Origin of the sequence: Paenibacillus sp. FSL R10-2736, from assembly GCF_038000245.1 — a bacterium.
Classification (GTDB): domain Bacteria; phylum Bacillota; class Bacilli; order Paenibacillales; family Paenibacillaceae; genus Paenibacillus_AQ; species Paenibacillus_AQ phytohabitans.
Window position 1 is genome coordinate 457150 of record NZ_JBBOBN010000001.1, and the last position, 12940, is coordinate 470089.

Here is a 12940-nt window from a genome sequence, read left to right on the forward strand (position 1 = left end):
GAGATGGTTGATATTTCCATCCGTGACGGGATCATCACCGCCATTACACCGCCAGGCCAGGCTGAAGGAGAGACCCTGCTGGACGGTTCCGGGTTATATGTATCGAGCGGATGGATTGATCTGCACGTGCATGCTGTACCGGAGCTTAATCCCTATGGAGATGATATCGACGAAATTGGTGTGAAGCAGGGGGTAACCACCCTAGTCGATGCCGGCAGCTGCGGTGCAGACCGGATCGGGGAGTTCTATATTGGGAGTCTGAAGGCGGCCACGCGGGTGTTCGCGCTACTGAATATATCAAGAATCGGGCTTGAGCGGACTGATGAGCTGTCGCAGCTGGAATGGATTGACCAGACCAAGGCTGTGGAGGCAGCCGCCGCCTATCCCGGATTCATTGTCGGCCTGAAGGCCCGCATCAGCCAGAGTGTCGTCAAAGACAGCGGCATACAGCCGCTTAAGCTGGCACGCGCACTGTCGGAAGCAACGAAGCTGCCGCTCATGGTGCATATCGGTTCTGCTCCGCCGGCGGTCACCGAAGTGCTGGAGCTTCTGCAGCCGGGCGATGTGATCACCCATTATCTTAACGGCAAGTCCAATAATCTGTTCCATGAGGACGGCGCACCGCTGCAGGAGCTGCTGGATGCAGCCGCCCGGGGGGTTCATCTGGATGTGGGGCATGGTACGGCGAGCTTCTCCTTCCGAGTTGCGGAACAGGCGAAGGCGGCAGGGATTGCCCTGAATACCATCAGCACGGATATCTACCGGGGCAACCGTCTGAACGGGCCGGTATACAGCATGTCGAATGTGCTGAGTAAATTCCTGTATCTCGGTTACAGTCTGGAGGAGGTCATCCGCGCGGTCACAACCGGCGCAGCGGAGTGGCTGGGCAAGCCGGAGCTTGCCCGGATCAGAGTAGGGAAGCAGGCCAACCTGACTTTGTTCGCGTATGAGGCGGGCGAGCAGCAGCTTACAGACTCGGAAGGCGATGTCCGGGTCGCGGACCACTATATTGAGGCTAAAGGAGTCTTTGTTAATGGATCACTCATTACAGGCTAGATATGGATTGAAGCGTGTGATTAATGCGAGCGGAAGAATGAGCATCCTTGGAGTGTCCGCACCTGCGGATTCAGTCATGGAGGTGATGAAGCAGGGCGGGCAGCAGTATGTGGAAATTTCGGACCTTGTAGATAAATCCGGGGCGTACATTGCCCGGCTGCTGGGCTCCGAAGCGGCAGTTGCCGTAAACTCCGCCTCCAGCGGCATAGCGCTGTCAGTAGCGGCCGTAGTGACCGCCGGAGACCCGCGGCTCAGCCTCCGCCTGCACCAGGAGCCGGTGCTGAAGAATGAGATTATTATGCTGAAGGGCCATAATGTGCAGTATGGAGCACCGGTTGAAACCATGGTATTCCTTGGCGGCGGCCGGGTCGTGGAAGCCGGATATGCCAATGAAGGCCGCAAAGAGCATATTGAACAGGCGATCGGTGAGCGTACCGCAGCCATTCTCTATGTTAAATCCCATCATGCCGTCCAGAAGAACATGATCTCTGTGGAAGAGGCCTGGGAGGTTGCGCAGCGCAGGGGGGTGCCGCTGATTGTGGATGCGGCAGCAGAAGAGGATCTGTCCAAATATGTCCGGTATTCCGATCTGGCCATCTACAGCGGTTCAAAAGCTATTGAAGGCCCTACCTCGGGTATTGTTGCCGGCAAGCAGAAATACATCGGGTGGTTGAAGGTACAGCTGCACGGGATCGGCCGCAGCATGAAGGTCGGCAAGGAGACGACCTTCGGACTGCTCCAGGCACTGGAAGAATACCAGAATAAAGCCGACAACAGTGAACTGGAAAAGCAGGCGCTGGAGGCTCTTCAGCCGCTGGCCGCCCTTCCCGGAATTTCGGTGCGCATCGTGCAGGATGAAGCGGGCCGGGCGATTTTTCGTGGACGGGTCCAGATTGATGCCTCTGCGGCGGGAGTGGATGCGAAGCATGTCAATGACCACCTGCGTGAAGGTGAGATTGCTATATACACCCGGGATTATGGCGTGAAGCAGGGCTATTTCGATATCGATCCAAGGCCGCTGCAGGGGGATGATCTTCAGGTTATCGTAAGCAGAATTAATGAAATCGTGGGGGGCGGACAGGAATGAGCAATATTCAGCAGCGTTTCTATAAGAACAGAGCGGCACTCAATGTGCTGGCCGGCAGCATCGGCAACGCCAAGGATGTGTATGATGCGGCGGAAGGACATGTTCTGGTAGGCGTGCTCTCCAAAAATTATGCCACGGCAGAGGAGGCAGCCGCCGCCATGACCGAATATGGCCAATCTATCGAGGATGCCGTATCGATCGGACTCGGGGCCGGGGACAACCGCCAGGCGGCCGTTGTGGCGGAGATTGCCTTAAGCTATGCGGGCAGCCATATCAATCAGGTATTTCCGGCAGTGGGGGCAACCCGCGCCAATCTGGGAGCGAAGGACAGCTGGATTAACAGCCTCGTCTCTCCCTGCGGACAGCCGGGCTATGTAAATATATCGACCGGCCCGATCAGTGCCGGGAACACTCCGCATGCGATGGTTCCGGTTCATGCCGCCATTGCGCTCGTTCGTGACATGGGGGGCAATGCGCTCAAATATTATCCGATGCAGGGGCTGAAGCTGGAAGAAGAGTACCGTGCGGTTGCCAAAGCCTGCGGGGAAGCCGGATTTGCTCTGGAGCCAACGGGCGGAATCGACCTGGATAACTTTGGCCCCATTCTGGGGATTGCGCTTCAGGCAGGCGTGCCGCAGGTTATACCGCATGTCTATTCTTCTATTATTGATCCGCAGACGGGGAGCACGAACGTTCAGGATGTCCGCAGACTGCTTCAAACGATGAAATCGCTGGTGGACCAGTATGCCTAGGATTGCTGCTTTTGGCGAAGTAATGATGCGGCTGCAGGTCCCGGGCTATGAAACGCTGGCCCAGAGCAGCAGGCTGGAGTATTCTTTTTCCGGCAGCGGGGTGAATGTAACGGCGGCGCTCTCCAGATACGGCCATAACGGCGCGCTCATCACCACCCTGCCGGATACTCCGGTAGGCGAAGCAGCGCTTGCCTACCTGCGCAAGCTAGGGGTGGATACCTCGCTGATCAGCCGGGGCGGCAAGCAGCTGGGGATGTATTTTCTGGAGAATGGCTTTGGAGCCCGTCCAGGCAGAGTCACCTACACAGACCGGCTGGGCAGCAGCTTCAATACCGCGGAGGCCGGCAATTATGATATGGCTGCTCTTGCCTCCTGCGTGGACGTCCTTCATTTGTGCGGCATTACGCTGGCGATGAATGATGGCGTTCGCCGGCTGATGAAGCAGCTGGCGGCGGAAGTGAAGAGGGCCGGGGGCAAGGTGGTCTTTGACTGTAATTACCGCCCGGCCCTATGGGGAGCGGATGGTTATGCCAAGGCCCGCCCGCATTATGAGGAGCTGCTTACGCTGGCCGATACGGTGATGATGAATGAGAAGGATGCCCAGTATATTCTTGGCATCGGAACTGGAGAATATGATAGAATAACACAGTTGAAGCAAGCGATTCCGGAAGTCACGCAGCGCTTCGGAATCGGAACGGCAGCGGGAACCCACCGTGAGATTAACGCAGACAATACGCATTCCCTGACCGGATATATCTATCATCAGGGTGCGTTCTGCTTCTCCCGCAAGCTCACCTTCCCTGTGTATGACCGGATCGGCGCGGGCGATGCTTTTGCCAGTGCCGTCATCCACGGTGAATTGCAGCAGTACCCGCAGCAGCAGACGGTGGACATGGCAGCGGCAGCGGCGATGCTGGCCCACACCACCCCAGGCGATACAGCGCTGTTTACCGAGAGTGAGGTGCTCCGGGCGCTGTGTGGCCATACCTTAGATGTTGAAAGGTAGTGAACAAGAGCGTGTCTCTGAAACGCAAGCAAGGTCCCTTATACCAGCAGATCCAAAAAATCCTCAAAGACCGGATTCTGCACGGGGTATATCCTCTTGGCAGTATCATCCCCTCCGAGCCGCAGCTGGAGAAGGAATTCGGCGTCAGCAAAATGACGGTGCGCGGCGCGGTCCAGGAGCTGTCCCAGGAAGGTTATGTGCAGAAGAAAAGCGGGGTCGGAACCATTGTGACGCGCAATACGTCCTATCAGAAGCTCTCTAAGGGCAAACGGTTTACCGAGCTGCTCGTAGAGGAGGGCCATAAGCTGGAAAAAAAAGTGCTGGGCTCCCGGCTCGTCACCTACGATACCGGCACGGAGGAATATGCCCGTTACGGGCCGTATTGCCAGCGGATTGAACGTCTCTATATTCTGAACGGGCAGCCGTATATTCATCTGATACACTTTCTGACGGCGGCAGCCCTGCCCGGCGGCGGAGCCGGGGGAATGGATACGGATATCCAGTCCCTGTATGACTCGCTGGAGGAGAACGACATCGTGCTGGAGAACTTCAAGGACCGTTTCTTTGTGGAACCGGGACCTTCTGAAGTCTGCCTGCTGCTGCAGATTCCGCCGGGGACGCATGTGCTTAAGCGCCTGCGCAACTCCTATGACGGGGAAGGCAGACTGATAGAACACAGCATCGGATGCTATAACACGGAGCTTCATCATTATCTGGTCAGCTACGACACCTGAAGCGGGATTGAAATAAGGGTGGATTTATCACAAGAAATTAAGACGGATACCGTTATTCTCCGACCCTCGCCGCTTGCGGCGGGTTTTTTTTGTGGCCTAAGAAAAAAGGCTTGAATTACCCCATTATTAAACAAATAAAGCATAGTGAAATAATGAGAATTTTATCTTTCCAAATGACATGGTTTGTGAGAGAATAGGTACAATTCTTAATTGTTAACCTTTGCCATTATACCTTTAGAGGAGGAAATACCCCATGTCAGAAGAGCGCAAGCTGTCATTTGAAACCTTAACCGTTCATGCAGGCCAGGAGATTGATCCAACTACTTTAGCCCGTGCTGTACCGCTGTATCAGACCACATCCTACAGTTTCCGTGATGCAGAGCATGCTGCCAATCTGTTCGCGCTTAAGGAGTTCGGCAACATCTATACCCGGCTGATGAACCCGACCACCGATGTGTTCGAACAGCGCCTTGCCGCGCTGGAGGGCGGGGCGGGTGCACTTGCGACAGCTTCCGGAGCAGCGGCTATTTCCTTCTCTATTCTGAATATTGCCGGTGCAGGGGATGAGATTGTTTCCTCTGCAAGCCTCTATGGCGGGACGTATAATCTATTCTCCACGACGCTGCCCAAGCTGGGGATTAAGGTGCATTTTGTTGATTCGGACAATCCGGAGAACTTCCGGGCAGCGATTACGGACAAAACCAAAGCGCTCTATGCCGAAACCATCGGCAATCCGCAAGGAAACGTGCTTGATATTGAAGCGGTAGCGGCCATCGCCCATGAGCACGGGATTCCGCTGATTGTCGATAACACCTTCCCAAGCCCGTACCTGCTGCGTCCGATTGAACACGGAGCGGATATTGTCGTGCATTCGGCTACCAAGTTCATCGGCGGCCACGGCACCTCAATCGGCGGAATTATTGTGGACGGCGGCAAGTTTGACTGGAAGGCAAGCGGCAAGTTCCCCGGCCTTACAGAACCGGACCCAAGTTATCATGGGGTAGTCTACACTGAAGCTGTAGGACCCATTGCCTATATCATCAAAGCACGCGTACAGCTCCTTCGTGACCTCGGCGCGGCGATCTCGCCTTTCAACTCCTGGCTGCTGCTGCAGGGACTCGAAACGCTGCATTTGCGTCTGGAACGCCATAGCCAGAATGCCCTCAAGGTAGCCCAGTATCTTGAAGAGCATGATTCTGTGGAGTGGGTAAGCTATGCCGGGCTGCAGAGTCATCCTTCCTATGAACTGGCGAAGAAATACCTGCCCAAAGGCCAGGGTGCCATCCTTACCTTCGGAATCAAAGGCGGAGCAGCGGCAGGCGTCAAGCTGATTGAGAATGTGAAGCTGTTCTCCCATCTGGCCAATGTCGGTGATTCCAAGTCGCTGATCATCCATCCGGCAAGCACTACACACCAGCAGTTGTCAGACGAAGAGCAGATTACGGCGGGTGTTACTCCGGAGCTGCTGCGCTTGTCCATCGGTACGGAGTCGATCGATGATATCCTCTACGATCTGGAGCAGGCGATCGCTGCCAGCCAGCAGTTGTAAATATAAGTAATCGTCCGGCGATTTCCAAGGGGATAAGGATGTATAGTATTGCTATGTTGAACCTGAGGGCACAATTCAATTGAATTGTGCCTTTTAATCATTTCATCCTTTAATCCATTATTTCAAAAACACCTTTTTCTCTCCGGTTACTGTACTGAAAATAAGCTCCTTTTCATTGTTCCACTGGGGATAGCCGGTTTCCAGGACCTGTTCGGATGTAAGAAATAGGAACTTTCCCTAAAGTAACTACACGATATTTAACGATAACAGTTTGGGTCTGTTCAGGAGATTTGAGCAAACTGTAATGGTATTCCGTCATATCATTCCATAAGACATAGGCAACAAGAATCACTGTGAATAATGGGATTAATAATATAAGCATGAGCTTTTTTTTGAGATTAATAAATATCATTACAATAAGGATTTCATTAATAAGAATGATGTAGAACCCGGGTGACTTCAAATAAGGGACGAAATCATATCCGAACATTTGGAGCGCTGACAGCAGAACAATATTGGATATAAGCAAAAAGCAGGATTACAAGTAACCGCCTATTTTAATAAGGTTATCGTCTAATTGCATAAGCTCCTCCAGCGAAGTATTTATCGAAATTACTAACAAATGGAAAATATGAGGAATGACAAGGCTGTAATCCAGAATAGTATAAATGCTGTTGGCGGGAAAAAGGAATGGTTCCGGTATTTTAAATCGCTAAAATCACAGGTTTATAGGGCTGCGCTGTATTCATTTGATACCGTTTGCATATTTCGGGACCTTTGCCAGTATTTATAGATTGAAGCATCGTAAAATGCCGGTGGCATCGCCATAAGGGAAGCAGTGCCGGCAGCAATCCAAAGTTAAAAAGGTGGGTGCGATGATGAAGGGTGAACGTCAGCAGGATCAGAATCAAAATAATGAGGAGCGCCCGTTCAAGTATAATGCCGGCGACCGGACTATTGGCATGGAGATGAGCCAGTCTGCATCTGTAGCTTCCGCTGCAGCGGAATTTCTAACCGACGGGGAGCGGCGTAAGAGTAACGGGAACATGAGCCGGACCTATTTCCGCCGTCCCGGTGAACGTCCGGCTTTTCTGGTGCTGCGCGACGGACTGGGCGACCGGTCCCTTCTTCGGGAGGAGAAGGGTACTTACCCTGCTGGTCCCTGTCTGATCCGCAGCGAGGAATGGCTGATGGAGCCGGAGCTTGCCGCACTCTATTCGAGCTGGATGTCCTGCGGGGATGAGGGGCAGGCCGAGCGTATCCTGCAGCGGATTTATTACCGGCTGCGGGCTGCCGCTGCCACGCTTCTGGAGTCGGCGGACGGTGTCTGGGCCGCAGTAGCTCTGCCCTATACGCCGGAGCTTGCCGCTCGCCCGGCAAGACTGGCCGCGCTGCAGGATGCGCAGCTTGAAGCGCTGTTCGCCGCGGTGGCGGAGAGCCAGCGGCTGGGCGGCGACAGCCGCGTGGACCTGCTGGCGCCGTACCCCGCCAGCGCAGCCGAATTCGCGGCACAGCGCGAATTCATTGAGGGCGTGGCCGAACAGACCCTCGGCCACGCTTACGCGGCAGCGTGCCGCATCGGGGCGCTTCTGCTCCCCGAGGTGGGGCGCGCTGCCGCGGGGGAAATCGCGCGTATCGCCGATTTCCTGGTGCTGGACGGCGCGGCAGGTGAAGCCGCGCTGGAGGAGAGCGCCGCCGAGGGCTTCGCCACAGCGGCGGCTGAGGTGTTAGCCGCCGTGCGCCGGGTGAAGCCGGCGGCGGCCGTGCTCGCCGCGGGGGCACCGGCGGCGTACGCGCTGGCCGATCTGTATCAGATCGGCCTGAGCGGGATCTTCTGCAGCGCGGCCCAGCGGACCGAAGCGCTGCTCCGGGCGGCCTGCCTGACGTGGATCGCCCGGCAGGACAATATAGATGCTGCCGCCGGAGGATGGCAGTAGCAGCCGGTTAGACCGGTTGTGCCCAATCCATCCATGCTGCTCATCTCACTCAAACTACTGCTAACGCCATAAGCACCACCGCTGTTACGCGCCGATATTCAGGCCTCTGCTGCTCACAGCCGCGAATCCATCTGAATCACTCGCCGTGTTCAATCTGTTACGGCGAGCTATAAGTATCTGCACTATCAAGCGCGCCGTGAATCTAGCTATGCCGCCAGCCTACATCAATACCATTACGGTAGACCCTCAGTGCCTAAGCGCATCTACTATAATAATAACCCGATTCCACCAGCCATCCAGGCTGTGTTGGAATCGGGTTTTATTATGTTCACAGAAAGAGGGGAATAAAAGTCACTAAGGTATAAGGGAATTTCGCTATCCTGAGATTAGTCCAAATCGTCATCTGTTTCAGTCCAACAGGTTTGCAACTCGAGTTCTGGCTGAATGAAGAAGATATTAATAGACTTAGCTAAATCAAACCACGTTTGTGGCAGAAATCCGGCAACTGTGACTGTGACTCTAACTGTACCTATGACTGTAACTACGACTGTACCTATGACTGTACCTATGACTGTAACTACGACTGTACCTATGACTGTAACTATGACTATGACTGTGACTGTAACTGTAACTGTAACTGTAACTGTAACTGTAACTGTAACTGTAACTGTAACTGTAACTGTAACTGTAACTGTAACTGTAACTGTAACTGTAACTGTAACTGTAACTGTAACTGTAACTGTAACTGTACCTTTGACACAACTGGTGCGGTTAATAGCTGGTTTTATTACGAATGCGTTACGGCGTGCGTTTACTACTAAAATCCTGCACTAAATACAACATTCTCTGCGATAAATCGGCTATAACTATGGATTGTTGTATGAAATACAGCATTTCTCATCACCAAAGCCGCTCAGTGAGAGAATTCTTGTATTTTGTACAACAATCCTCTCAAACACCCCGGGATTAATGAATCAAAGTTGCAATTTATACAACAATTTCTCCTTACCGCGCCAGCAACTGTGCCCGTGCCCGCGCCCCTGGCCGCGCCAGCAACCGTGCCGCGACCACAACCACGTCCGGATGCTCATAAGCCATGGATCGGCTCCCTGACATACCCACAGCAATTCCTAACCCAGCTGCACGGTAGCTCCTCCGGATATCCGGCAAGCCTCGTCCCCGGCGGTGATCCATACATCCACTGCCGACGGATTATAGACGATCTCCCGGGAAGCGGAGAAGCGCAGTCCTTGTACAGCGGACAAGTAGTCGGCAATCTCGATATTGGTGGCATACCAGATCTCTTCATGGCCGCCCATCATGGCGGCGAACTGCTCAAGCTCCTCCCAGTTATCATTGTCGTTGAATTCGTAGCTGTGTCCCCATACATACAGAAGCTGCATATGGGAGAACCGGGGCTGCTCCTCCAGGAACTGCTTGCCCAGCGCCAGCATGTCGCGGTGATGGCAGGTGGGATGCCAAGCCAGCAGGTTGTCCGGCAGGCTGAAGCTGCCATGGGACTTTACCGTACGTGAATATTCAATTCCCAGCGCCGGCAGAACGCTCAGCACCTGATCACTGTAATCGCCGAACGGATAGGACATGCCCCTTACGGGATAGCCCGCTATCGCTTCCAGATGTCTGCGGTCCTTCAGAATCTCTTCGGCGATGCCCTCACGCGGGGTCATGGAGAGGAAGGGATGAGTACTGGTATGTGCTGAAATTTCATGCCCCTGATAGAGCGCTGCCACTTCGTCTTCAGTGATATAGCCTTCATTGCCGAAGAACCCCGAATTCAAATGGAATGAGCCCTTCAGCCCGTGCCGGTTATGAATCTCCACAAGCCGTCTGTCGTGGATTCTTCCATCATCCCAGCTTAATGTGAGCGCTTTAGTAACGCCGCCCGGGAAAAGATCAAATTTGATTTTCATTACCTGTTAGCCTCCCTGATTTCTCTCTCTTATAAGACTGAACTGGAAATTTATAATTTGGGATGGATTCCCGGCTCCGTGGAGGGTTATGCCTTCCGGGCACGGTCAGTCTGCGGATTTCCTAAAAGTTAAGAATTTATAAGCTTCGCGCCATACATATTTCTTAGTTTTCCCGCTGAAACGGATGCCGTTCTTTAAAAGGACAGCGTAGCAGTTTCTACTTGATCCGCTTCTCCCCAATATAAATTTACAGGCTCAATCTATACAAGACGCACTTCAGATTTGAACTTGAAGCTTAGTCGTCACAGCGGTGAACCCTTGAACTTCCGGCCGCTACCCGCACCTAAAGTTCCAAATTTCCCGTCCGCTTCTTTTCGCTTTTCGTTAATTTCTGTAGTGCATCTTATCTATAGAGATGGTGAACGTGAGCATGTACTCCTCCTAATGATGAATACAGCCCCATCATGAACAATGCCAGAAATGAAAGCGATTAGCAAGATTCTTGTTAATGGACGGCATTCCGCCGCTTGACTACAATGGGGTGGCGAACAGGGCTAATCAGTCATCAACAGGCTTCAGGCTTCACATGCTCATGGCCCAGGTTCTGAGCAGGACATTGCAGAAGGAGGAGCATTATGGAAGCAGTATCACGTACAGCACTCGAAAGGCAGATCGTCCGTGTGATTGAGCGGATGAAGGATATGAAAGGCTCCATTCAGGAAACCGCACCCATCGGCATTATCTCTATGGACAATTGGGAATGGCCGCAGGGAGTGGGGCTCTTCGCCTTATACAGCTATTACCGGGAAACCGGAGATGAAGAGATTCTGCACTATCTGACCGGTTGGTTCGACAGCAAGCTTGACGGGGGCATTCCCGTAAAAAACGTCAACACAATGTGCCCGATGCTTACCTTAAGCTATATGGCGGAGGAGACCGGACGCGCAGATTATCTGAAGCTGTGCCGGGAATGGCTGGATTATGTGCTGAATGACATGCCCCGCACAGAGGAAGCGGGCATTCAGCACGAGGTTACGGGCAGCCCGAATACCGGACAGCTCTGGGACGACACGCTGTATATGACGGTGCTGTTCGTAGCCCGGATGGGGATTGTACTGAAGGAGGAGGAGTGCATACAGGAGAGTATCCGCCAGTTTCTCGTCCATCTCAAATACCTGACCGATCCAGCAACAGGGCTATTCTTCCACGGGTGGACCTTCGAAGGGGGCCATCACTTTGCCCGGGCCTTGTGGGCACGCGGCAACTCCTGGTATACGGCGGGGCTGGTGGATTATCTGGAGATGGTGGAGCTGCCGCCGGGTGTGAGCAGCTTCCTGCTGTCCTCGCTGGAGCGGCAGGTGCGCAAGCTGAAGGAGCTCCAGGCGCCGGAGGGCGCGTGGCATACCCTGCTGGACGACAGCAGCTCCTATCTGGAGACCTCGGCTACCGCCGCTTTTGCTTACGGCATGTTGAAGGCGGTGCGGCAGGGGCTGCTGGATGAGAGCTGCCGCCAGCCTGCCCTGGCAGCTCTTCACTATGTGCTGGGCCAGATTGATGAAGAAGGGATAGTGCAGGGAGTATCTTACGGGACGGGCATGGGCGCTACGCTTCAGGACTACCGGGAGATTCCCGTCTGCCCGATGCCCTACGGGCAATCCATGACCCTCCTGCTGCTGGTGGAGGCGATGAAGCATGTATGATTCCGCCAAGGTCAAGGGTCTGCCGGGACTGGACCGGATTACCTTCCATAACGTCGCTGAGCTGGAACCGGCAGCAGGGAATGGCGTGTATCTGCGCCGTATTCCCCGCAGCGTCAGGGAGCAGCTGAATGAGCGGGGCCGGTTCATCGCCGGGGAAGCGGGCGGCTGCGAGCTTCGTTTCGTCACAGCGGCCCCGAATATCCGGGTAACCCTGTCTTTGCCGGAGACGGATGGCTGTGTGACCGTATTCAAGGGCGGACTGTTCCATTCCAGGCATGAGCTTCAGGCGGGGACCATCCGCACGCTTCAGTTAAGCGAGCCGCTGCGGCTGGCGATGGCCGCCCGCCAGCTGCTGATGGGAACGGGCTTTGCACCGGAGGTGTGGCGCATATGCTTCGGACGGTATGCCTGCGTGGTCAACGGCATTGAGACCTTCGGCCATCCGCTCCGCCCGCCGGAGGAAGGAGAGACTCCCCGGAAGCGCTGGATTGCTTACGGCTCCTCCATTACCAACGGTGAGGACAGCAGCTTGCCGTACATCGGCCAAGCGGCAAGAAGGCTGGCTGCCGATGTGCTGAATCTGGGCATGAGCGGCTCCTGCCAGTGCGAACGGGAGATGAGTGATTTTCTTGCGGAGCAGCAGGACTGGTCCTTTATGACGCTGGAGCTGGGCGTGAATATGCGCGATCATATGCCGGAGGACGAATTCCGTGAGCGGACCGGCTATCTGCTGGACCGGCTGGTAAGCAGGCATCCGGAGAAGCCGGTGGCGGTAATTACGATTTATCCCAACTTTGCGAATTTCCCGGCCAGCGGGATTGCGGACAAGGATATCCGGTTTAACGGGATTCTGCGCAGCCACGTACAGCGCCTGTCACACCCCAAGCTGAGCCTGATTGAAGGAAGCCGGGTGCTGGATGACCTTAGCGGGCTGTCCTGTGATCTGATTCATCCCGGGGATGACGGACATATCCGGATGGGGGAGAATTTGGCCCGGGAGCTGGGCGGAATCCTCTAACCCCAGGCTGCATAAGGGTTCTGCGGCGATTAACAGGTAAACTGAATATTGCTCTAACCGTCCGGAGCGGCTATGGTGAGGACATGAAACGGCCATTTCAGATCAACAGCAACATTTTTCAGAAGCAAAAACAGGCAAGCGAAAGGAGGCACCGAGATGAAAGCGAATGG

11 protein-coding genes are annotated in these 12940 nt (G+C 54.4%); 10 read left to right on the forward strand and 1 reads right to left on the reverse strand.

Annotation, left to right across the window (positions count from 1 at the left end; genetic code table 11):
* Positions 1-3: 3 nt before the first annotated feature.
* The 8 genes from NSQ73_RS02115 to NSQ73_RS02150 all read left to right on the forward strand — a co-directional run bounded on the left by NSQ73_RS02115 (position 4) and on the right by NSQ73_RS02150 (position 8955).
* Positions 4-1056: an amidohydrolase/deacetylase family metallohydrolase gene (locus NSQ73_RS02115; protein WP_340989171.1), complete on the forward strand. Its 1053-nt coding sequence runs from the start codon at positions 4-6 to the stop codon at positions 1054-1056.
* Positions 1034-2143, forward strand: coding sequence for a DgaE family pyridoxal phosphate-dependent ammonia lyase (locus NSQ73_RS02120; protein ID WP_340985252.1), 1110 nt, complete (start codon positions 1034-1036; stop codon positions 2141-2143). Before NSQ73_RS02115 ends, NSQ73_RS02120 begins: the two co-directional genes overlap by 23 nt.
* On the forward strand, positions 2140-2895 hold the full coding sequence (gene dagF, locus NSQ73_RS02125; RefSeq protein WP_340985253.1) for a 2-dehydro-3-deoxy-phosphogluconate aldolase: 756 nt from the start codon (positions 2140-2142) through the stop codon (positions 2893-2895). Before NSQ73_RS02120 ends, dagF begins: the two co-directional genes overlap by 4 nt.
* A complete protein-coding gene (locus NSQ73_RS02130) occupies positions 2888-3901 on the forward strand; it encodes a sugar kinase (RefSeq protein ID WP_340985254.1) in 1014 nt (337 codons plus the stop codon). Before dagF ends, NSQ73_RS02130 begins: the two co-directional genes overlap by 8 nt.
* Entirely contained in the window at positions 3901-4635 is a 735-nt protein-coding gene (locus NSQ73_RS02135) for a GntR family transcriptional regulator (protein ID WP_340985255.1), read from the forward strand. Before NSQ73_RS02130 ends, NSQ73_RS02135 begins: the two co-directional genes overlap by 1 nt.
* Positions 4636-4888: 253 nt before the next feature.
* Positions 4889-6184 (forward strand): homocysteine synthase, encoded by a 1296-nt coding sequence (locus tag NSQ73_RS02140; protein ID WP_340985256.1) that lies wholly within the window; start codon positions 4889-4891, stop codon positions 6182-6184.
* Between the two features lie 878 nt (positions 6185-7062).
* On the forward strand, positions 7063-8121 hold the full coding sequence (locus tag NSQ73_RS02145) for a hypothetical protein (protein ID WP_340985257.1): 1059 nt from the start codon (positions 7063-7065) through the stop codon (positions 8119-8121).
* Positions 8122-8565: 444 nt separating this feature from the next.
* On the forward strand, positions 8566-8955 hold the full coding sequence (locus tag NSQ73_RS02150; RefSeq protein WP_340985258.1) for a hypothetical protein: 390 nt from the start codon (positions 8566-8568) through the stop codon (positions 8953-8955).
* A gap of 296 nt (positions 8956-9251) precedes the next feature.
* Here the strand turns inward: NSQ73_RS02150 and NSQ73_RS02155 are convergent, their stop codons facing one another.
* Complete coding sequence (locus NSQ73_RS02155) at positions 9252-10052, reverse strand: polysaccharide deacetylase family protein (RefSeq protein WP_340985259.1); 801 nt, start codon at positions 10050-10052, stop codon at positions 9252-9254.
* Positions 10053-10687: 635 nt separating this feature from the next.
* On the opposite strand from NSQ73_RS02155, the gene bglB reads away from it, so the two are divergent.
* Both bglB and NSQ73_RS02165 read left to right on the forward strand, forming a co-directional pair.
* Positions 10688-11752, forward strand: a complete 1065-nt coding sequence (bglB, locus tag NSQ73_RS02160) for a beta-galactosidase BglB (RefSeq protein ID WP_340985260.1) — start codon at positions 10688-10690, stop codon at positions 11750-11752.
* Positions 11745-12770, forward strand: coding sequence for an SGNH/GDSL hydrolase family protein (locus tag NSQ73_RS02165; RefSeq protein WP_340985261.1), 1026 nt, complete (start codon positions 11745-11747; stop codon positions 12768-12770). Before bglB ends, NSQ73_RS02165 begins: the two co-directional genes overlap by 8 nt.
* Positions 12771-12940: the final 170 nt, after the last annotated feature.